Below are 19976 nucleotides of genomic sequence, written 5' to 3' on the forward strand. Positions count from 1 at the left end.
ATGTCATCGCATGTGACAGGAAGAAATCTGGCATCCACATAACGGGAAAATCACGGTAACCTCAACGTCGCATGGCTCTATTCGACGGGGAGGGGGCTCAGGATGGGCGTCGTCGTCACGGACGCCGAAGTCACCCTGGCCGACGTGCTCTCCCTGCGACTCGCCATCGACGAGCCACTGGAAGAAGGCACCGAACTCGTTCTCCGGCATCGCACCACGGGGGTGGAACGCGACGTGCTGCTCGGCACGCCAGGCGCGCGGGCGCGTGAGGCCACGCTGGCCGTCTCGCTGGAGCCGCTGCGCCTCACCGCCGGCCGGTGGGACACCTACCTGCGCCACGAGGGCAAGCGCAGCAGGCTGCGCAGCGTCGATCCCGGCTTCTCGCTCGACCACCTCGACGCGTACGCGCTGTGCCGCCGCACCCTCGCCTACCGCTCCTACCGCACCCGCAACGGCTACCTGGCACTGAAGATCTCCGAAGCCGACCCGGTGGCCGAGGTGCGCTCGATCTGGTTCAGGGAAGGCCGCTTCGAGGTGATGGGGCTGCTGGCCTACACCGGCCTTGAGGACGACGACTCCCGCCACGAGGCGGTGCTGACCCTCGACCGCAGGCAGAACGGCGCCCGCCTGACGGCCACGGCGACCGTGCAGGGCGTGCGCTTCCACGCGGCCGTGTCGCTGGTGGACGTGCTCGCCGCCGACCCCGAGGGCGCCGCCGGCTCCGGCACGTGGGAGCCCGCGCTCCAGGTCGCCGACGTGCCCACGGCGCTGAGGCTCGGCTCGCGGCTCGACGACGTGGACGGCAAACGGCGCCGCCTGCACTATCCGTCGGCCAGGGTCGACGGGGTGCTCATCAAACCCTGCTACACCGCCGACGACGAGTTGCGGATCGAGGTCGGTGGATGAGGATCAGCCTGGTGCTCGCCTCCGCGTACGGCATGCGGGGAGACGTGCGCGCCATGCTGAACCTGGCCACCGCGCTGGCCGAACGCCATGACGTCGAGGTGATCAGCGTCAGACGGCAGAAGGAGAAACCGTTCTTCCCCGTCAGCCCCAAGGTCGCCCTGCGCAGCGTCGTGGACGCCCGCCCCGGAGTGCGCCACCTGCTGCCACGGGGCCAGGTCCGTACGGAGGTCGCGCTCTGGCGGGTGCTGCGCAACCTCAGGTCCGACGTGCTGATCACCACGAGGCCGGGCCTCGGCGTGCAGGCGGCCAGGCACGCGCCGCGCGAGACCATCAGGATCGCCCGCGAGTGGGGCAGGCCGGCCGTCCCAGGCCCCGTCAAGCGCTTCTACCCGCGCCTGAGCGCCGTCGTGACGGCCACGGAGTCGGCGCAGGAGGAGTGGACGAGGCTGCTCGACGGTGGGCCCGCCGTGCACAGCGTGCTGGACGCGCTGCCGGGCGGCCCCTGGCCGCGCTCGCGGATGGACAACAGGATCGTCGCCGCCGGGGGCCGGTGGACGCCGGTGAAGGCGTACGACCGGCTGATCCGGGCGTTCGCGATCGTCGCCGACAAGCGGCCCGACTGGCGGCTGCGGCTCTACGGCGCGGGCCCAGAGGAGCGGCTGCTGCGCTCGCTGGTGCGCGAGCTGAACCTGCACAACCACGTCTACTTCATGGGCACCACCCCCGACCTCGCGGGCGAGTTCGCCAAGGCGTCCATCGTGGCGAGCACGGCGCGCAGCGAGGACCTCGGCATGGCGGTGCTGGAGGCGATGGGCTGCGGGGTGCCCGTGGTGGCCTACGAGGGCGCGAGGGGGCCCAGGGAGTTCGTGGCGACGGGCTACAACGGGGTGCTGGTGCCCGAGGGCGACCCGCCGATGTTCGCGGCGGCGCTGCTGGCGCTGATCGACGACGAGCGCCGGCGGCGGTCGCTCGCGGCGGGCGCGCGCGACACGGCGCTGCGGCACTCGGCCGACGAGGTCGTCGAGCAGTGGGAGAAGCTCATCGCGGGACTGCGCTAGCACCCCGGGGTGATACCTCTTACGGGTACCGTAGAAGCATGCATGGGTACAGCGGAGACAAGCAGGCATATCTCACGCGCCTACGGCGAATCGAGGGGCAGATCAGGGGCCTGCAGCGCATGGTCGACGACGACGCTTACTGCATCGACGTGCTGACCCAGGTCTCCGCGGCGACCAGGGCCCTGCAGGCGGTGGCGCTGGGGCTGCTGGAGGAGCACATCTCCCACTGCGTGGCCGACGCCATCAACACCGGCGGGCCCGAGGCCGAGGCGAAGGTCAAGGAGGCGTCGGCGGCCATCGCGCGGCTCGTGCGGTCGTGACGCGGGAGCGCAGGACACGGCTGGTGCGGTCCTGACGAGAAGAGCGCGTGCGGTCGCAGGAAGATCGCGACGTCAGTGAGCGGGGGCTCATCCGTGAGGTGGATAGTCCGGCGATGGATTGACTAGTTATGTGAAACCCCGGAAACCGGTGTTCCCGACCCCATTGGGCCGGGAACCAGGTCCCCGGGGCTAGTAATCGTGTTGCTTCTTCAGCGGCTCGCCGAAGTCCGCAATCCGAGCGCGTCGTCGAGTTCGTCCAAGGTCAGCCGCCGCTCGCTGACAGCCACGGCCGTGAGCACCTCGGCGTAGAGCGCAATCTCGTCCAACGCGACACGGTCGTGGACCCGAGAGTCCAGGTCGTCGTGCCCCACCGCGTCGTCCTTCCTTCCGCAGCCCACACCCTCTACGAGGTTACGGCGCGGGCCCTTCCGGCGACATGGCCCATCGGAGTCATTCCTTTCGTCGCCTCGGGGCCCCCAGGAGGATCATTTCCTGAATCCGAGATCACAATTCAGCTAAATGTCTGTTATCGGAAGTGTTAGAACGATAGAGCCGAGGTAAGGTGGAAATAGCGGTATTAGTGGTTTACGTGTGACCTCTGTGGTGATGGTCGTCGCGTTCATGGACGATCCTGCGCACCAGCGCCGTCTGACCCGCCAGCCCGCGCTCGGGCATCCTGGCCCCCGTCAGCCGCTCCCACGCCTGCCCCATGGCGTACGCCGCCCCCAGCACCGCCGCCGCGCTCGCCCGGTCGGGCGGCGCCACCTCAAGCACCGGCGCGGGCGCCACCGACACGCCGCCGCCGCGCACCGGGAAGCCGTCCGGCTCGGTCGCCTCGCCGGCCGAGGTGCCCGTCAGGCCCGCGCGGCGCAGCTCCTCGTACGCCATCCGCAGCCGGTGATCCAGCCGCCCCGGCAGCGCGCCCCCGGAATCGGACAGGTCGGCCAGGAACGTGGCCGCCCCCTCCCGGGGGTCAGGCATGAAGGAGAGGGCGTCCACGAGGTCGTACAGGGCGTGGGAGAAGTGCTCTTCGAGGTCGTTCTCGACCAGCAGCGCCCGGCACAGCCGGGCCGGGCAGCGCTCCAGCCACGCCTGCCGCAGCGCCGCGTCGTCGTCGTACGGATCGCCGATCTCGGCCTGGCGCAGCATCGGCTCGACCATCGTGAGCAGCGCCAGCGCGCGCGGCCTGAACCGGGTGTCGAGCAGCAGGATCTGCGCGGTGTCGGCCATGACGGCGGCCAGCCTGAGCGCCGCGCGCGGCCGGCCCGCCCGCAGCCGCTCGGCGACCAGCGTGGCGAGGTCGAGCAGTGGCGGCGCGGGCAGCCAGCGCACCCACTCGTCACCGGGCAGCGGCCGGCACAGGTATTCGCCGAAGACCGTGATCAGCCGCTCGTTGCCGTCGAAGGCGGGCGCGTACGCGCACCACATGACCGTGCCCCACACGGCCGCGACCGTGCTCGGCACGTCGGAGGCGAAGATCTCGCCGAAGGCCGTCAGCGGGTAGTCGAGCTCGGACTTGGTGCCGGAGGCGCGGACGAGCTGCCTGACCTGCTCGGTGAGGCCCTCGGGCACGTCGGGGCCGATGAACGACTGCGTGGAGCCGGGCTCGGCGTGGAAGTCGTAGCCGTGCGGCACCACGGCGTCGGGCAGCACCGCGGCGGCATGGCCGACCCTGCGGGCGCGCAGCCGCCGGGGCGGCGGCGCGAGGAGCCAGCGGCCGTCGGCGGGGTCGTGCAGGTGCCAGCGCGCGTGCGCGCCGAACAGCCACCGGTCGCCGTCGGGCGTCACCAGGATCCTGGCCGCGAGGACGTGGGCGCGATCGGGGACGGACAGACCCTGCCAGCGCGGGTCCGCGACCATCGCGCGGACCTCCGCCTCCGTGGCGGTGAACGCATCCCAGGGTGGCACGGCGGTCATCGTACTGGGAGAACGTGGATCATCCATCGGCATTTCACGGCAGAATGGCCGCTATGAGGGCGAAGGTTGCGGGTTTTGTGGCGGTCGTCAGCGTGCTCTCCAGCTGCGGTACGGAGGCGCCGGCGCAGCCGACGCTCTCAGGGCCGGGAGTTCTCACGCTACAGAACGCCACCGCGCCGGCGCCCGGCGGGGAGGTGGGCGGCGCGTCGGCTGAGTTCGACGACGCGGCCGACCTGTCCATGTGGACCAAGCTGAGCGACGCCGAGAAGGACGTCGACAGGATCGCCAAGCTCGACGTGAACAAGACCGTGAAGGGCTCGATGTACCTGGAGCCCAAGACCTCCGCCTGGTTCGACGGCTTCCGCGGCCCCTTCGTCTATCAGGAGCTGGCGGGCGACATCGTCATGCACGCCAAGGTCAAGGTCAGCGGCAGGAGCAGCGGGCGGCCGAAGCGGCTGTTCTCGCTCGGCGGGCTGATGGCCAGGCAGCCCGGCTCGTACGCCAAGCCCAACTGGGTGTCGGTGACCACCGGCACCGGCGAGAAGAGCGGCCAGGTCGAGGTGAAGTACACCCAGGACGGCAGCTCCAAGCCGAAGGAGCTGGCCGTCAAGGACGGATGGGTCGAGCTGGTGCTCGGCCGGGTCGGCCGGGTGTTCGTCGCCCTCTACAAGGAGGAAGGCGGCGCATGGAAGGTGGGTCAGCGCTGGCCTTCGACGCTGCCCGACGTGCTGCAGTGGGGGGTGACGGCCTACACCGACTGGGACAGCTACAGCACACTCAAGCAGGACCCCGCCAAGGGCAACGCCAAGCAGGTCAAGGGCACGCCCGACCTCAAGCTCAGCGTCGACTTCGTCCGCTTCCTGCGGCCCGAGCTGCCGGAGTACGCCGACCCGCTCAACGAGGCGTCGGTCTCGGACGAGGTGCTGGTCAAAGTGATGACGCCTGCCGGTGCCTGATCGCCTTGGCCTGGTAGTTGTCCGGCGTACGGGCGAAGGAGGCGCGGTCGTCGTCGGTCAGCTCGCGCACGATCTTGCCGGGCACGCCCGCGACCAGCACCCCCGACGGGATCTTCTTGCCGGGCCCCACCAGCGCTCCTGCCGCCACCAGCGTGCCCGCGCCGATCCTGGCGCCGCCGAGGACGATCGCGCCGATGCCGATCAGCGCGCCGCGCTCGACGTGCGCGCCGTGCACCATGGCCTTATGGCCAAGGCTCACCCGGTCTTCGAGTATCGCCGGCTCGCCGGGGTCGGAATGCAGGCACGACAGATCCTGTACGTTGCACTCCTCGCCGATCTCGATCCGCTCGTCGTCCCCACGGAGAACGGAGCCGTACCAGATGCTCGACGCCCGGCCGATGCGTACGCGGCCGACCACGACGGCGCCGGGTGCGATGTACGCATCGGGATGTATGTCCGGGGTCGCGCCGTCATCCAACGCTGCTATGTACATTCGAGGCATCTTATTTCCTGGTCGGGGTATGGCGTTCGGGTTGCGGACGTGGGCCGATGGCAGGAAAGTCGTTTCCTGACGTCTCGTCGCCAGACCCTCACAACCCGCAGTTTTCCCCCGCCTCACGCAAACCCTTAGGTAACCCCCATGATGAACCAGCACGAGAACTTTCCCGATCTGATGCAAGAGGACACCTTCGAGGTCGTCATGCGCGGCTACAACCGCCGCCAGGTCCACGACTACATGATGCGCACCCGTAACCAGATACGGGATCTCGAGGAGCGGCTGGCGCGGGCCATCGAGCAGGCGGAACAGGGCCGGATCGAGCTGGCCGAGGCCCGGCGGCGGATGGTCGAGACCCCGCAGAGCTATGAGGACCTGAGCCCGCGGCTCGCGCAGATCCTCCGGCTCGGAGAGGAGGAGGCCCAGGCCAAGCGGGAGGACGCCGAGGCCGAGGCCACCCGGGTGCGCGAGGAGGCCAAGACCGAGGCCGACCGGCTGGTCACCACCTCACGCGAGACCGCCGACAAGATGCTCACCTCCGCCCAGGCCGAGGCCGAGCGCCGGGTGAGCGAGGCGACCCAGGCCGCCGAGCGCATGCTGGCGCAGGCGGGCAGCGACGCCGAGGAGCAGCTGACCGCGGCCCGTACGGAGTCGGAGGAGACGCTGACCGGCGCGCGGGCCGAGGCCGAGCGGCTGGTCACCACCGCCCGCGAGGAGTCCGAGCAGCTTCTCGCGTCGGCCCAGGCGCAGGCCGAGCAGATCGTGTCGGGCGCGCGGGCCGAGGCCGACGCGCTGCTGACCGCCGCCCAGCAGCGGGCGGCCTCGATCGACGAGCAGGCGGGCCGCCGGGTCGACTACCTGAGCAACACGCACACGGAGGTCGTGCGGCGGCTCACCGAGATCAGCTCGGTGCTCGGCGACCTCATGCAGGCCGAGTCGAACGCCGGGCCGCTGGTGCCGGAGGCCCTGGCTCCCACAGCGGCTCCCACTGGTGCCCCCACTGGGGCTTCCACTGGGGCCCCCACGCCCCCGCAGGAGCATGGGGACCCCGAGCTCACGCGGGACGTCAGGAGCCAGCAGGACCCCGAGCTCACGCAGGACGTCGAGGTTCCGCAGGACGTCGAGGTTCCGCAGGACGACGTGCGGGTCATCGTCGAGGACGAGACGGAGCCGGCCGTCAAGGAAGAGCCCAAGGACGTCTCGGACGACACGGACGTGCACATCGTGCGCGTCCCCGAGACCAGGGCGCGCAACTAGGCCGCCGCTGGAGCGGAAGCCCCCGCCCCCGATAGGGTCGGAGGCTTCCGCGTTCGTGGCCCCTCCTGATTTGGGGGCCCGGTACCGGGGCCGCCGAGACGCTGGACCCGGCACCGGGCTGCTCGTGTGCGCGAGGTGGCGTGACGCTCCGCCACCCGCGTCATGGAGGTGCGGGGCCGGCCCCCCAGACCTCTTGCTCGCCGGCCCGCCTCTCCTGGTCCCTGAGCTGCTCGCGCAGCCCTTCTGGGTCGTCCGCGTCGATGGTCATCGCACATCCGGCCGCGCGCTGCGCCGCGCTCAGCGGATGGTGTCTCGTGGCCCACCAGCGGCCCGCGTCGCTCCGCCAGATGGTCCACTGGGGGTGCTCCCGGGCGATCTCGGCGAGATGCCGATCAAAGGACACCGCTGTCCACCTTCCCGGGCCCCAGGCGAGGTTCCATCTCTTAAGAAGATGCGCCACCTCTCTAGAGAATTCAATGATCGCGAGGGACAGGTCAACCTATCGCTTGACAGATCACCTTGAATCAGGCGTCGAAGTCGTACTGAAGTACATACGCGGCCGAGTCCAGGATCATTTCGTTGAGCTCGATGGGCAGCCCGCCCGACGTGTACGCGGTCCGCGCGATCACGATGACCGGCGTGCCGCCCGGCAGGTCGAGCAGGCCGCTCTCGCGGGGCTGAGGCATGCGGGCGCGTACCTCCTCGGTGAAGTGGGCAGGGGGCAGGCCGAGGTCGCCGAGCCTGGCGTAGACGCCGCCGGGCCCGGTGTCGGCGAGGGTGATCGCGCTGCCCTCGACCAGGTGGGCGGGGAAGTAGGAGGTGGCCAGCTGCACGGGCCTGGCGTCCACCGAGTAGCGCCGCCTGCGCACCCACACCTGGTCGCTGTCCAGCACAGCGGCCACTTCCTCCGCGGCGCGTTCCAACGCCACCTCCACCCCGTCCACGGTGAACGGTCGCCCGCGTGCGTCCGCGTCCCAGATGGCCCTGCCCTGACCCCACTGCTCCCGCGACAGGCGGCGTGCGCCGTGCCTGCGGATCGGTTTGAACAACCGCACGTAAACCCCCGAACCTCGTTTGGGCACCGCCAGCCCTTCGTTGATCAGTACGGCAAGCGCCTGCCTGGCGGTGGCTCGTGCGATTGCGTATTCGGCCATCAGTGCGTTCTCGCCCGGTAGCCGGTCCCCGTCGCGCAGTTCGCCGGCAAGAATCCGGGCGCGGAGACCGTCGGCGATGCGTCGATAGATAGGGGGCTCGTGAGGTACCGGGGATTCAGACAACTTTGATCACCCTCTGTCACCAACCAGGTTGTGGCGTCTCCAGAGAACTTGCCCCGTCTTGTCCACGATCGCACAGATGCAGGCGATGGTCGCGGGCGGATTTTGAGCGGATCGTGCCCGAGTGGTGAATTCCGCAGCGTTTTAGCAGACCGTTACCGTGGAACGGTCCCGGCCGGTATTCGATCGGCCCACCAGCGGCGAGTAACCAAAGAGAAGATCGCGGCGCCGGTCGCGTTGAGGATGACGTCGTCCACGGAGGAGAAGCGGCCGAGCCGAAGCGCGTGCTGGAGCACTTCGACCATGACCGAAAAGGCCGCCGCTAGGGCCGCAACCCTGGCCGTCGAGGACATCGCGCGGCTGCGTACGGGCAGCAGCGCGCCCAGCGCGGCGAAGACCAGCAGATTGCCGCCGACCTGCACGAACACCTCGTCCCACGGCGCACCTGCCAGGTCGGCGAGGTCGCTGAACGGCGCCAGGGACACGCCGCTCGCGCCGCCCGCAGGGGTGAGGATCATCCCTATCCATGGAGCGCTCCCCACGGCGATGCCGACGTCGGCGATCGAGACGCGCAGGGGAGCGGGGTGACCGGCGCGGGCGCGATGGCGGGCGAGCAGCACGATTGCTAGCAAGGCGAGGGGAAGTGCAATGGTGCCAGCAATAATGACGTTTCCCCACAATTCCCACGTCCGCGCCATTTGACCATGATGGCGATGATCTAGGGGTACCGGAAGATGTCCATTCGGACAGGTCTCACCGGACGGGCAGCTCCCGGCCGAGGAAGTCGAGCGCCACCGCCCATGCACGCTCCGCAGCCTCGGGACGGTGGAACATCGGCGCCTCGCTGTTGTGGAAGGCGTGCCCCGCCTCCTCCTCGATGTGCATCACCACGTTCGGACGCGACCGCGCCGCCTCCTCCACCACGGCCACCCGGTCACGCGAGATGAACGGATCGTCACCGCCGAACACGAGCAGCAGCGGCGCGTCGATCCGCTCCATCAGCCCGGTCGACTCCGGCACCGCCGAGCCGTAGAAGGACAGCACCGCCGCCAGCTCGACCTTGGTGGCCAGCATGAACGCGACCGTGCCGCCGAGGCAGAAGCCCAGTGCGCCGACCCCGCCGCGCACCTCGGGCATGGCGCGCAGATGCGCCACCGTGAGCGCGCAGTCGGCCACCCCCTGCGGCAGGTCGAAGTCGCGGGCCAGCTCGATCGACATCGCCGTGCCCTCCTCCGTGTGTTCGCCGCGCCAGTGCGGCCTGATGCGCCAGAACAGGTCGGGAGCGGCCACCACGTAACCCCTGGAGGCCAGCTCGCCGGCGACCTTCTCGATGTAGGGGCCGACGCCGTAGATCTCCTGGATGAGCAGGATGCCGGGCCCGCCGCCGGTCTCCGGCAGCCAGGTCCGTACGTCGAAGGTGCCGTCGTGGGCGGTGATCCGATCGGTGCGGGTCTGCATGTTCACCAGCATCGCGCATGGCGCCCGCCGCGATCCGGCGAGACGATGCGATCGGTGGGTCCGTGTCGTCCGCGTACCCGATCCCTACCGGAAAGCGAGGGAGAGATGAGGAGACTGTGGTGCTGACCCATTTCATCGGTGGCGGACCGGTGGCCGCGGGCCTGGGCTTCCCCGTCCACGACCCCGTCACGGGCACCGTGGTCAGGCACGTCCACGAGGCCGACCCCGAGGTGGTCGACCGGGCGGTACGCGCGGCCAGGGAGGCTTCGCGCGACTGGGCGGCGATGCCCGTCGGCGAGCGGGCCGGGTGGATGCGCCGCCTGGCCGAGGGCATCGAGGAGCGCTTCGACGACCTGGTGACGGCCGAGGTCGCCGACACCGGCAACCCGCTCGACCAGACCCGTACGCTCGACGTCCCGCGCGGCATCGCCAACTTCCGCGCCTTCGCCGAGATGGCCGCCCAGCGCCCCGAGGACGCCTTCCACCTGTCCGGCACCTTCAGCTACACCGTGCGCAGGCCGCTCGGCGTGGTCGCCGCGATCATCCCGTGGAACCTGCCGTTCCTGCTCATGACCTGGAAGCTCGCGCCCGCCCTCGTCTCCGGCAACACCGTGGTCGTCAAGCCGTCGGAGCACACGCCGGGCTCGGCGGCGATCTTCGCGGAGATCTGCGCCGCCGCGGGCCTGCCGCCGGGCGTGGTGAACATCATCTTCGGCCACGGGCCGGCGGGCCAGCTCCTGGTCGAGCACCCGGACGTGAACGCGGTGACGTTCACCGGCTCCACCAGGACCGGCTCGGCGATCATGCGGACCGCGGCCCAGCGGGTCAAGCCGATCTCGTTCGAGCTGGGCGGCAAGAACGCCGGGCTGGTCTTCGAGGACTGCGACCTCGACAGGGCCGTCGAGGGCACGGTGAGGTCGGTCTTCACCAACGGCGGCCAGGTCTGCCTGTGCACCGAGCGCGTGTACGTCCAGCGCTCGATCTTCGAGGAGTTCTGCGCCCGCCTGGCCGCCCGCGCCCAGGAGGTCGAGCCGCAGCCGATGATCTCCGCCGCGCACCGCGACAAGGTGCTGTCCTACTACGCCCTGGCCCGCTCGGAGGGAGCCAAGGTGCTGTCGGGCGGCGGCGTGCCGGTGTTCGGCGACCACCGCGACGGCGGTTATTTCGTCGAACCGACGGTAGTGGCAGGCTTGTCGGAATGGTCGAGGTTCAACCGGGAGGAGATCTTCGGTCCCGTGTGTCACGTCGCGCCCTTCGACAGCGAGGCCGAGGCGATCGACCTGGCCAACTCCAGCGAGTACGGCCTGGCCGCCACGGTCTGGACGGACGGCCTGGACCGCGCGCACCGCGTCGCCCAGCGCCTGGAGGCCGGGCTGGTCTGGGTCAACACCTGGTACGTACGCGACCTGCGGACCCCGTTCGGCGGCGCGAAGCTGTCGGGCATCGGCAGGGAGGGCGGCACCCGGTCACTCGACTTCTACTCAGAACCCACCACGATCACCATCAAACTGGAGCAGCCCGATGCATGACGAATGGTCCCAGGCAGTGGACGCGCACGCCCAGGCGGCCGACCGGCTGGCGGAGGCGGCGCGTACGGGCAAGCCCTGCGCACCGATCAGGGACCTGGTCAGCACGCAGGCCGACGGGTACGCCGTCCAGGAGATCCACACCAGGCGGGCGCTAGGGGCGGGCCGCCGGCTGGTCGGCAGGAAGGTCGGCGTCACGAACCGGGTGCTCCAGGAGCGCTTCGGCATCGACCAGCCCGACTTCGGCATGTTGTTCGCCGACACGTCCTACTGCGACGGGCTGCCGATCCCGTACGAGCGGTTCCTGCAGCCGCGCGCCGAGGCCGAGGTGGCGCTGGTGATCGGCGCCGACCTGACCGGCGGTCCTTACACCGTGGCCGACGTGATCAGGGCGGTGGACTTCGCGCTGCCCGCGATCGAGATCGCCGACTCGCGCATCGCCGGCTGGGACATCACGCTGGCCGACACCGTCGCCGACAACGCCTCGGCGGGTGCGTTCGTGCTGGGCGGCACGCCGGTCCCGCTGAGCGCGCTCGACCTGCGGGCGGCCGGGATGACGATGACGCGCGGCGGCACGGAGGTCTCGACCGGCTCCGGCGAGCTGTGCCTCGGCCACCCGCTCAACGCCGCCGTCTGGCTGGCCACCCGGCTCGGCCGCACCGAGTACGCGCTGCGGGCCGGCGACGTGGTGCTGACCGGCGCGCTCGGCCCGATCGTGCCGGTCGAGCCCGGCGACGTCTTCGAGGCGAGCATCGAGGGGCTCGGCTCGGTACGGGCGGTGTTCGGCAAGTGAGACCGCCGCCCAAGGCCATCCGGGTGCCCGGCAAGGCCATGCCACGAGGCCGGTTCCCGCACGTCAAGCGGGCCGGCGATTTCCTGTACGTGTCGGGCACGAGCTGCCGCAGGCCCGACGACAGCTTCGTCGGCGTCGAGGTGGACAGGTACGGCGCCACCAGCCTCGACATCCGCGCCCAGACCAGGGCGGTCATCGAGAACGTCGGCGACATCCTCAAGGCCGCGGGCGGGTCGCTGGCCGACCTGGTGCAGATCACCACGTACCTGGTCAACATGAACGACTTCAAGGGCTACAACGAGGTCTACGCCGAGTTCTTCGACGAGGAGGGGCCCACCAGGACGACGGTCGCGGTGCACCAGCTCCCGCATCCCCACCTGCTCATCGAGATGCAGGCGGTGGCCTACCACCCCCAGGAGCGGGCGTGAGCTGAAGGGAGCCTCCCCATGCGCGTCCCTGTGCTGGGGCTGCCGGTGGCCGGTTTCCTGGTGCTCATGGCGGCCGGCCGGTACGCCGCCGAGCCGCCGGCCCGCGTCATGACGCCGCGCGGCCCGTCCCGGCTGAACGATCAGCACGATCAGGTGCAGAACTGGTACGCCCGGAAGTATCAGAATGGGGTGAACAGCGTCATAGCCACCATTCCGCCATGAATTAGGAGCGACCGTTGGATCGCGACCAGTGCCTCGCCCTCGACGCGCAGGACTCGCTGCGGGCCTTCAAGGACGAGTTCGTCCTGCCGGAAGGCGTGATCTACCTCGTCGGCAACTCGCTGGGCGCGCTGCCGCGCCGTACGGCGGAGCGGATGCGGCGCACGGTCGAGGAGGAGTGGGGTGAGCAGCTCGTCGGCGGCTGGAACCACGCCGGCTGGTACGAGCAGCCGCTCACCATCGGCGACCGCCTGGCCCCGCTCATCGGCGCGGGTCCCGGCCAGGTCGTGGTGGGCAACACCACCTCGATCGCGATCTTCCAGGCGGTGGCGGCCGCGCTGCGGCTGCGTCCAGAGCGCCGGGTGATCGTCTCCGACGCCGCGAACTTCCCCACCGACCACTACATGGTGCAGGGGCTGGCCGGGTTGCTCGGCGGCTACGAGGTGCGTGACCTGGCCGAGGGGCGCTTCGACGACGCGGCCGTGGTGCTGCTGTCGGAAGTGGACTACCGGACGGGCGCGCGCCAGGACGTGCCCGCGGTGACCGCCGCCGCGCACGCCGCGGGGGCGCTCATCGTGTGGGACCTGTGCCACAGCGTGGGCGCGATGGAGGTGGACGTCTCGGGCGCGGACTTCGCGGTCGGATGCACGTACAAGTATCTGAGCGCGGGGCCTGGCGCGCCCGCCTTCCTCTACGTCAACCCGCGCCACCAGGCCACGGCCGAGAACGTGCTGTCCGGCTGGCACGGGCACGCCGCGCCATTCGCGTTCGAGACCGACTTCCGGCCGGCCGACGGCATGCGCAGGTTCGTGGTGAGCACGCCGCACGTGCTCTCGCTCGCGGCCCTCGACGCGGCGCTCGACATCTGGGAACGCGTGCCGATGACGCAGGTCAGGGCCAAGAGCATGGCGCTCACCGCGCTCTTCGTGGACCTCGTCGGCGACCGGCTCGAGCTGGCCTCGCCCGCTGACCCGGCCGCCCGCGGCAGCCAGATCAGCCTGCGCCACCCCGACGGCTATCCGGTGATGCGGGCGCTGATCGACCGCGGCGTGCACGGGGACTTCCGCGCGCCCGACACGCTCAGATTCGGCTTCGCGCCGCTCTACCTCGGCTACACCGACGTCTACGACGCCGCCGCGACCCTGCTGGAGGTGCTGGACAAGGAGCTGTGGCGCGACGAGAAGTACGCCGTCCGCCTCGCCGTCACCTGACCGCGCGCCCCGCGCCCGCCCGTCGCCCGGCCCCTGCGCCCGCTCGCGCCAGGGGCGGGCGGCGGCCGGCCTTCAGCGCGCGTCGAGCTCCTTGATCGCGCGCTTGGGCGCGACCGCGCGGTAACTCTCCTCCACCCAGTCGAGCAGCACGTCGGTCGCGGGCAGCTCCGACAGGAACGGCACCGTCACCCAGCCGGCCTTGCCCAGCCCGTGGCCGCTCGGCTGCGCGCCCTCGACGCTCAGCGCGTGGCCATGGGCCTCCGACAGGAGCTTGACGGTGAACGTGGGGGCCCACCGGTCGGTCGGCTCGTCAGAGCCGAGGAAGACGAAGATCTTCTTGTTCACCTTGACGACGGTGTCGCCCCAGGGGTGGTCCTCGCGGGCCTCCGGCAGGCCCAGCGCGAACGCCAGCAGCTCTTCCCGAACGTCGTGCCAGTCGCTCATAACTCCCGACCCTAACCGGCCCGGCGGAATTCTTCGAGCTTGTGTTCGATGGCGTCCCTGATGCGGTCGCGGGCCTCCATCCGGGGCACGCCCGCCATCAGCAGCTTGTCGTAGTCGGTGTCGAGATGCCGGATGGAGGCGATCACGGCGAGCGTGATGGCGTTCTCGTCGAGCGCCCTGGCCGCCGCCGACCTGCCCACCCGGCCGCTGCCGCGCTGGCCGGCGTGCTCGGCGATCTCGCGGGCGCGCGGCTCGGGGCAGCCGGGGAACAACCGGGCGATCTCGGCCGCCATCGTGGCCTGGAACTCGACGTCCTGCTCGGCCCTGCGGACGCGGTCGCGCTCGCGGCGGCGCAGGCGCACCTCCTCGTCGGCCAGGCAGCGCTCCTCGGCGGCGGCCAGCGCGGCCTCCTCCACCAGCAGGCCCTGGCGCTGGTAGACCTTGCGCCGCCGGTTGTACCGCACGACGACCGCCGACAGGCCGCTCTCCTGCTTGGCGCGGCGGCTGAGCGCCGCGTTCCCGGCCGGCAGGAACACCAGGTGGTCGAGGTCGGCGCAGGTCAGGCAGTGAGGCTCGTCGTCCTCCATGATCAGGTAAGGGCCGGTGTCACGGCAGGACGCGCACGTGAACGGCTCAAGCGGCGCCACCACCACCAGGTCGGGCGCCTTGCTCTGCGCCTCGGTGAGCCGGCGCACCCTGGCCTCGCTCAGGTCGGGCGACAACCAGTGCACGCGGAACGGGCTCTGGTCGGGGCCTGTGGTGAAGCGCAGCTCGCGGCGGTCGCGGGTGCCCGCGACGTAGGGGGTCTCCACCGGCCGCAGCCCCTTGGCCAGCGCCCAGTCGCGCAGCAGGGCCGCCGTGGTGAGCAGCCGCTCCTCGTCCACCGCGGCCAGCTCCGCCAGCGTGCCGGCCCTGCCCTGCCGCCAGACGTCCACGTGCCGGGTGTGCAGCCAGCGCAGCCCCGTCACCACGTCGAGGAACGTCACGTATTTGCGGGTGGTCAGCGCGATCTCGGCCGCCTGCGCGACCCGGCGGGCCAGGTTGGGCTTGGACATCCTCCAAGTTTGTCGTGTGATGGCGCGGCACGAAGCTTTCCTTGGGCCGGTTACGGCAAGTATCTCCTTCGGATCCGGGCCCTGAAGGAGAAGAAGTGCGTCTGTTCTGGCCTGCCCTGCTCGTGCTCGCCACCTCGTGCGGGCTGGCGGACGAGGGCACGCAACCCGTCGTGTCCGGGCGGTTCGGCAGCCGGCCGATCGTCACCATCCCCAAGGGCAAGCCGGGCAGGACGCCGCAGATCACAGTGCTCTCGACAGGCAGCGGGCGGCGCACGGTGCCCGGTGACGTGGTGCTCGCCGACGTGGACATCCGGCGCTGGAAGGGCAACCAGCCGTACATGAGCACGTACGACGGCAACCAGCCCACCACGGTCGTCTTCGACGGCCGGCAGGTGTCGGAGACCTGGCGGCAGTCGCTCATCGGCCGGCCCGCCGGCAGCCGGATCATGCTGGTCAGCCCGGCCGCCGAGGCGCTCGGCCCGAACGTGCCGCTGACCGGCGTCTCGCCGTACGACACGCTGGTACTCGTCTTCGACATCCTCGGCGGCTACCCGCCGGACGCCAGGCTCGTCGGCCGCACGCTGCCGGTCGTCCCCGCCGACCTGCGGCCCGCCGACCCGCCGCGGGTGCTCATCGACGGCTCGGGCAGGCAGGTCGTCGCCGGTTCCAAGGTCGTCATCCAGTACGTCGCCGCGTCCTGGCCGTCCCGCGAGGTCGTGGACTCCTCGTACCGGCGGGGCGGGCCCAGCGCGTTCACGCTGGAGGCGGGCGCGGTGCCGGCCGCCTGGGTCGGAGCGCTGGCCGGGCAGCGGGTCGGCAGCAGGATCGCGGTGCCGTCGCCCGGCGAGCGGCCCAAGCTCTACGTGATCGACATCCTCGACACGATCACGAGCGCGTAGGCCGGGCGGCCCTCTCGCCGCCCGGCCTCCGGTTCACGCTTCTGGCTCAGCTGCAGTGCTCCCATGGGCTGTCGTACGCCGTGGAGCCGGCCTTGCCGCCCCACTTGACGCAGGTCGCCTGCGCCGCCGCCTTGACCGGTCCCGCGTAATAGCCGAAGTTGCCGGAGTCCGTCTTGCGGGTGCTGCCCTGCACTTCCAGGTAAGCGCTGGTCGCGGTGGCCGTGCCGAGCGACTTCGCCTTCAGCGTCACCACGCAGTTGTTGGCGTTGCTGGAGTTGTAGAGCAGGTAGACGGTGCCGTCGCTGCCGAGCGCGGCCGAGTCGATCACGCTGAAGCCGGAGCCGCACACCTCCTGCGGCGTGTACGGGTTCGCAGAGCCGCCGCAGTTGCGCGAGGTCACGGTCTGGTTCGGGTATCCGAACGTGGTGCCGTTGAAGACGGCCCGCTGAATGTTGGACGGATAGCTGCTGCCCAGCCGTACCTCGTAGTGGAGGTGCGGCGAGATGTTGTTGCCCGGTTTGCTGGTGTTGCCGACGGTGCCGATCTTCTGGCCCTGGGAGACGGACTGCCCTGCGCTGACCGAGCGGGTGTTCAGGTGCGCGTAGTACGTCGACCACCCGCCCCCGTGGTCGATCTTGACGAGGTTGCCGAAGCCGTTGGTCGAGCCCTGGTGCGCCGAGATCGCCACCGTGCCGGAGGCGGCGGCGACCACGGTGTCGCCGAGGTCGGCGTCCGCGGTGCTGCCCCGGTTGAAGTCGATCTCGTACGACCGGTGCGCGCTGCTGGCGCTGGAGTTGCCCGTCCACGACTGGCCGCAGGGGAAGGGGAGCTGGAAGTTCGTCGCGAGTATCTGGGCCTCCGCCGATTCCGGCGCCGGATCGGCCGCCGCCGGGCTGGCCGTGCCGAGGCCGGCGAGCAGCACGAGGCTCGCGACCATTGCTCCGTAGAGCTTCATCGGGTGATCCTTTCCGTGGGATCTCTGAGACCCAGGGTCCGCACGAGCCGCACAGAAACTGTCCACAACCGATACAAACGGCTGTCAGGCCTCTGTAGAGGAGCTGATGCGGATGACGGTCACCTTCCACGTGCTCGGGCCGCTGGAGGTCCGCCGCGACGGGCACCCCGTCCGGATCTCCGGCAGGAAGCCACGCCTGCTGCTCGCCACGCTGCTGCTGGACGCGGGGCGGCTGGTGGGCGCCGACCTGCTGGCCGAGGTGCTCTGGGCGCACCGGCCGCCGCGCTCGGCGCAGGCCAACCTGCGGACGTACGCCAGCTCGCTCCGCACCGATCTCGGCGGGGACGTCCTGCGTTCCGACGGCGGCGGGTACGCCGTCGACGTGACCGCGTCCGAGCTTGATCTGCTGGCCTTCGAGGAGCTGGTCGACCGGGGCGAGTACGACGCGGCGCTCGCCCTGTGGCGCGGTGCGCCCTTGTGCGACCTGCCCGGCAGCCCGGTCTGGGACCGCAGGCTCGAACCACTCCGTGAGCTGCGCGCGCGGGCCGCCGAGGCGCTGATCGAGCGGCGCATCGCGGCAGGCGACCACGACGGCGCGGTTTCGGAGCTGCGCGGCCTGCTGGCGGAGCAGCCGTACCGTGAGGACCTGTGGGGGCGGCTGGTGCTGACCCTGCACAGGGGCGGCAGGAAGGCCGAGGCGCTGCGGGCGTACGCGACCGTGCGCGGCCGGCTGGTGGACGAGCTGGGCGTCGAGCCGGGCGCGGAGCTGCGCGGCGCGTACGAGCTGATCCTCGCCGACGAGAGCGCGCCCGTCGTGCCCCGGCAGCTCCCGCCCGACCTGCCCGACTTCACCGGCAGGGCCGAGGCCGTCGCCGCGCTCGGCCTGCCGCATCCCGTGGCGGTCGTCTCGGGGCCGCCGGGCTGCGGCAAGTCGGCGCTGGCCGTGCACGCGGGGCACGCGTTACGCGCGGCGTACCCGGCCGGGCAGCTCTACCTGGAGCTGGGCGACCGCGAGCCGGACAATCTGCTGGCCGAGGCACTCAGAGCGCTCGGCGTCGCGGCGCCGCCGCCGACGACCGCCGAGCGCTCCGCGCTGCTGCGCTCGCTGCTGGCCGAGCGTCCCATGCTGATGCTGCTCGACGACGCCCGCGACGCCGACCAGGTACGCCCCCTGCTGCCCGGCAACGACAGCGCGGTGATCGTCACCAGCCGGCGCAGGATCACCGAGCTGCCGGGGTCCGCGCTCGTCCAGCTCGGCCCGCTCGCGCCGGACGAGGCGCTGTCCCTGCTCGCCAGCGTGGCCGGCGCGGACCGGGTGGCCAGGGAGCGCGAGGCCGCGCAGGCCATCGTCGCGGCCTGCGGTCACCTGCCGCTCGCCGTCAGGAACGCGGGCACCCGCCTGGCCGCCCGCCCCGGCTGGTCGCTGTCGGTGCTGCGGCAGCGGCTGGACGACGACTGGCTGGGCGAGCTGCGCGAGGTGCGGACGGGCCTGGACCGCGGCTACGCGCGCCTGCCCGCCGACGCCGCCCGCACGCTGGCCACCCTGGGCCTGCTCGGCCCCGCCGCGCAGCCCGGCTGGGTGATCGACGCGGTGCTCGGCCGCCACGGCGCGGGCGACGTCACCGACCTGCTGGTGGACGTCAACCTGCTGGACCCGGTCGGCACCGACGAGATGGGCCAGCCGCGCTACCGGGTGCCCGACCTGATCGCCCGGCACGCCAGGTCCCAGCGCGGCGACCCGGCGGCCGTGGGACGGGTGCTCGCGGCGTGGACGGCGACCGCGGAGCACGCGATGGCCCGGCTGCCGACCACGGTCTTCAGCCTGACGGCGGCGGGCGCGCCGCGCTGGCGGCTGCCCGGCACCACGCTCGACCGGCTCACCTCCGACCCCGTGACCTGGTTCGAGGCGGAGCACGAGACGCTGAGCGCGGCCGTGGAGACGGCGGCGGGCAACGGGGCCGCCGAGTCGGCGTGGGGGCTGGCCGCCGCGATGGTGCCGTACCTGGACCTGCGCTGCCACCTCGGCACCTGGCGGAGCACCCACACCACCGCACTGGCCGCCGCCCGCGCGGCCGGCGACAGGTACGGCGAGGCCGCCATGCTCAGGGGCCTCGCCCAGGTCGCCCTCTACCAGGACCGCTACGACGAGGCCGCCGACGCCTTCACCCGCTCCCGCCGCATCTTCCGCGAGCTGGGCGACCGCAGGGCGGAGGCCACCTCGATCTGCGGCCTCGGCGCGGTCAGCCAGTTCCGCGGCCGGTACGCGCAGTCGCTCGGCCACTTCAGGGCCGCCCTGGCGATCTTCGAGGCGACCGGAGACAGGCCGGGCGAGGCGTACGCCAGGCAGGCCATCGGCCGGGTGTGCCTGAAGTCGGGTGACCTCGCGCAGGCGTCGGAGTCGCTGAGCCGGGCCATGCGGCTGGCCCAGGAGCTGGGCGACGCCCACCGGGAGGGCTGCGTGTGCGTGCAGATGGGGCACCTGCACCGGGCGATCTCGTTCCACCGGCACGCGCTGGAGATCTTCGAGTCGCTGGGCGACCGGCACTGCGGGGCGTACGCGCTGCAGAGCCTGGCCGGCTTACAGGCGGCCGGCGGCGACCTCGCGCTCGCCTCCACCGGGCTCGAACGCTCGCGGGAGATCTTCCAGGAGCTGGGCGACCGCAGCGGCGAGGCATCGAGCACGCAGCTCCTCGGCGAGCTGCACCGCTCGGCTGGGCGAACCGGCCTCGCACTCGACTACCTCAGGCACGCCGACGCGCTGCGCGCCGACCTGTGAGGCGCCTAAGGGCGGGACACGACGCGGC

22 protein-coding genes are annotated in these 19976 nt (G+C 71.3%); 12 read left to right on the plus strand and 10 right to left on the minus strand.

The features are described from left to right. Positions 1-102 precede the first annotated feature (102 nt). The 3 genes from AB0K12_RS16020 to AB0K12_RS16030 are packed head-to-tail and all read left to right on the plus strand — an operon-like array spanning position 103 to position 2284. Positions 103-906, plus strand: a complete 804-nt coding sequence (locus AB0K12_RS16020; RefSeq protein ID WP_364560790.1) for a hypothetical protein — start codon at positions 103-105, stop codon at positions 904-906. Continuing rightward, positions 903-1964 carry a glycosyltransferase gene (locus tag AB0K12_RS16025; protein WP_364560793.1) on the plus strand — a complete coding sequence of 354 codons (1062 nt, stop codon included), beginning with the start codon at positions 903-905 and terminating at the stop codon, positions 1962-1964. Before AB0K12_RS16020 ends, AB0K12_RS16025 begins: the two co-directional genes overlap by 4 nt. Before the next feature lie 38 nt (positions 1965-2002). Further along, positions 2003-2284, plus strand: a complete 282-nt coding sequence (locus AB0K12_RS16030; protein WP_080044376.1) for a metal-sensitive transcriptional regulator — start codon at positions 2003-2005, stop codon at positions 2282-2284. Positions 2285-2493: 209 nt separating this feature from the next. Here the strand turns inward: AB0K12_RS16030 and AB0K12_RS16035 are convergent, their stop codons facing one another. After that, positions 2494-2655, minus strand: a complete 162-nt coding sequence (locus AB0K12_RS16035) for a hypothetical protein (protein ID WP_020540796.1) — start codon at positions 2653-2655, stop codon at positions 2494-2496. Between the two features lie 214 nt (positions 2656-2869). Continuing rightward, the gene (locus tag AB0K12_RS16040) at positions 2870-4201 is read right to left on the minus strand and encodes a hypothetical protein (protein WP_364560796.1); all 1332 of its coding nucleotides are present in this window, start codon (positions 4199-4201) and stop codon (positions 2870-2872) included. A gap of 53 nt (positions 4202-4254) precedes the next feature. Here AB0K12_RS16040 and AB0K12_RS16045 point away from each other — a divergent pair, with 53 nt between their 5' ends. Further along, entirely contained in the window at positions 4255-5157 is a 903-nt protein-coding gene (locus AB0K12_RS16045; protein ID WP_364560799.1) for a hypothetical protein, read from the plus strand. Here the strand turns inward: AB0K12_RS16045 and AB0K12_RS16050 are convergent. Further along, positions 5129-5659: a gamma carbonic anhydrase family protein gene (locus tag AB0K12_RS16050; RefSeq protein WP_364367560.1), complete on the minus strand. Its 531-nt coding sequence runs from the start codon at positions 5657-5659 to the stop codon at positions 5129-5131. The genes AB0K12_RS16045 and AB0K12_RS16050 overlap by 29 nt on opposite strands. Before the next feature lie 138 nt (positions 5660-5797). Between AB0K12_RS16050 and AB0K12_RS16055 the strand changes: the two genes are divergently transcribed. Continuing rightward, positions 5798-6910 (plus strand): hypothetical protein, encoded by a 1113-nt coding sequence (locus AB0K12_RS16055; RefSeq protein WP_364560803.1) that lies wholly within the window; start codon positions 5798-5800, stop codon positions 6908-6910. 160 nt (positions 6911-7070) lie between these two features. On the opposite strand, the gene AB0K12_RS16060 is transcribed toward AB0K12_RS16055, so the two are convergent. The 4 genes from AB0K12_RS16060 to AB0K12_RS16075 all read right to left on the minus strand — a co-directional run bounded on the left by AB0K12_RS16060 (position 7071) and on the right by AB0K12_RS16075 (position 9642). Next, entirely contained in the window at positions 7071-7313 is a 243-nt protein-coding gene (locus tag AB0K12_RS16060) for a hypothetical protein (protein ID WP_364560806.1), read from the minus strand. A gap of 121 nt (positions 7314-7434) precedes the next feature. After that, on the minus strand, positions 7435-8187 hold the full coding sequence (locus tag AB0K12_RS16065) for a GntR family transcriptional regulator (RefSeq protein WP_355412553.1): 753 nt from the start codon (positions 8185-8187) through the stop codon (positions 7435-7437). Positions 8188-8339: 152 nt separating this feature from the next. Beyond that, positions 8340-8882, minus strand: a complete 543-nt coding sequence (locus AB0K12_RS16070) for a VanZ family protein (RefSeq protein ID WP_364560809.1) — start codon at positions 8880-8882, stop codon at positions 8340-8342. A gap of 55 nt (positions 8883-8937) precedes the next feature. After that, a complete protein-coding gene (locus AB0K12_RS16075) occupies positions 8938-9642 on the minus strand; it encodes a dienelactone hydrolase family protein (protein ID WP_364560812.1) in 705 nt (234 codons plus the stop codon). A gap of 119 nt (positions 9643-9761) precedes the next feature. Here AB0K12_RS16075 and AB0K12_RS16080 point away from each other — a divergent pair, with 119 nt between their 5' ends. The 5 genes from AB0K12_RS16080 to kynU are packed head-to-tail and all read left to right on the plus strand — an operon-like array spanning position 9762 to position 13819. Further along, on the plus strand, positions 9762-11171 hold the full coding sequence (locus tag AB0K12_RS16080; RefSeq protein WP_364560815.1) for an aldehyde dehydrogenase family protein: 1410 nt from the start codon (positions 9762-9764) through the stop codon (positions 11169-11171). Further along, positions 11164-11961 (plus strand): fumarylacetoacetate hydrolase family protein, encoded by a 798-nt coding sequence (locus AB0K12_RS16085; RefSeq protein WP_364560818.1) that lies wholly within the window; start codon positions 11164-11166, stop codon positions 11959-11961. Before AB0K12_RS16080 ends, AB0K12_RS16085 begins: the two co-directional genes overlap by 8 nt. Then, a complete protein-coding gene (locus AB0K12_RS16090) occupies positions 11958-12389 on the plus strand; it encodes a RidA family protein (protein WP_345392278.1) in 432 nt (143 codons plus the stop codon). Before AB0K12_RS16085 ends, AB0K12_RS16090 begins: the two co-directional genes overlap by 4 nt. Positions 12390-12407: 18 nt before the next feature. Further along, a complete protein-coding gene (locus tag AB0K12_RS16095; RefSeq protein ID WP_364560822.1) occupies positions 12408-12611 on the plus strand; it encodes a hypothetical protein in 204 nt (67 codons plus the stop codon). Positions 12612-12625: 14 nt separating this feature from the next. Continuing rightward, on the plus strand, positions 12626-13819 hold the full coding sequence (kynU, locus tag AB0K12_RS16100) for a kynureninase (protein ID WP_364560825.1): 1194 nt from the start codon (positions 12626-12628) through the stop codon (positions 13817-13819). 72 nt (positions 13820-13891) lie between these two features. Here the strand turns inward: kynU and AB0K12_RS16105 are convergent, their stop codons facing one another. Beyond that, on the minus strand, positions 13892-14263 hold the full coding sequence (locus AB0K12_RS16105; protein WP_364560828.1) for an MmcQ/YjbR family DNA-binding protein: 372 nt from the start codon (positions 14261-14263) through the stop codon (positions 13892-13894). An 11-nt stretch (positions 14264-14274) separates the two neighbouring features. Next, positions 14275-15318 carry a DUF2293 domain-containing protein gene (locus tag AB0K12_RS16110; RefSeq protein ID WP_364560831.1) on the minus strand — a complete coding sequence of 348 codons (1044 nt, stop codon included), beginning with the start codon at positions 15316-15318 and terminating at the stop codon, positions 14275-14277. Between the two features lie 95 nt (positions 15319-15413). On the opposite strand from AB0K12_RS16110, the gene AB0K12_RS16115 reads away from it, so the two are divergent. Then, on the plus strand, positions 15414-16217 hold the full coding sequence (locus tag AB0K12_RS16115; protein WP_364560834.1) for an FKBP-type peptidyl-prolyl cis-trans isomerase: 804 nt from the start codon (positions 15414-15416) through the stop codon (positions 16215-16217). Positions 16218-16263: 46 nt separating this feature from the next. Here the strand turns inward: AB0K12_RS16115 and AB0K12_RS16120 are convergent, their stop codons facing one another. Next, positions 16264-17172: a M23 family metallopeptidase gene (locus AB0K12_RS16120; RefSeq protein ID WP_364560836.1), complete on the minus strand. Its 909-nt coding sequence runs from the start codon at positions 17170-17172 to the stop codon at positions 16264-16266. A 112-nt stretch (positions 17173-17284) separates the two neighbouring features. On the opposite strand from AB0K12_RS16120, the gene AB0K12_RS16125 reads away from it, so the two are divergent. Continuing rightward, the gene (locus tag AB0K12_RS16125; RefSeq protein WP_364560839.1) at positions 17285-19948 is read left to right on the plus strand and encodes a BTAD domain-containing putative transcriptional regulator; all 2664 of its coding nucleotides are present in this window, start codon (positions 17285-17287) and stop codon (positions 19946-19948) included. Positions 19949-19976: the final 28 nt, after the last annotated feature.

The sequence above is a fragment of the Nonomuraea sp. NPDC049419 genome (assembly GCF_040676995.1).
Taxonomy (GTDB): domain Bacteria; phylum Actinomycetota; class Actinomycetes; order Streptosporangiales; family Streptosporangiaceae; genus Nonomuraea; species Nonomuraea salmonea.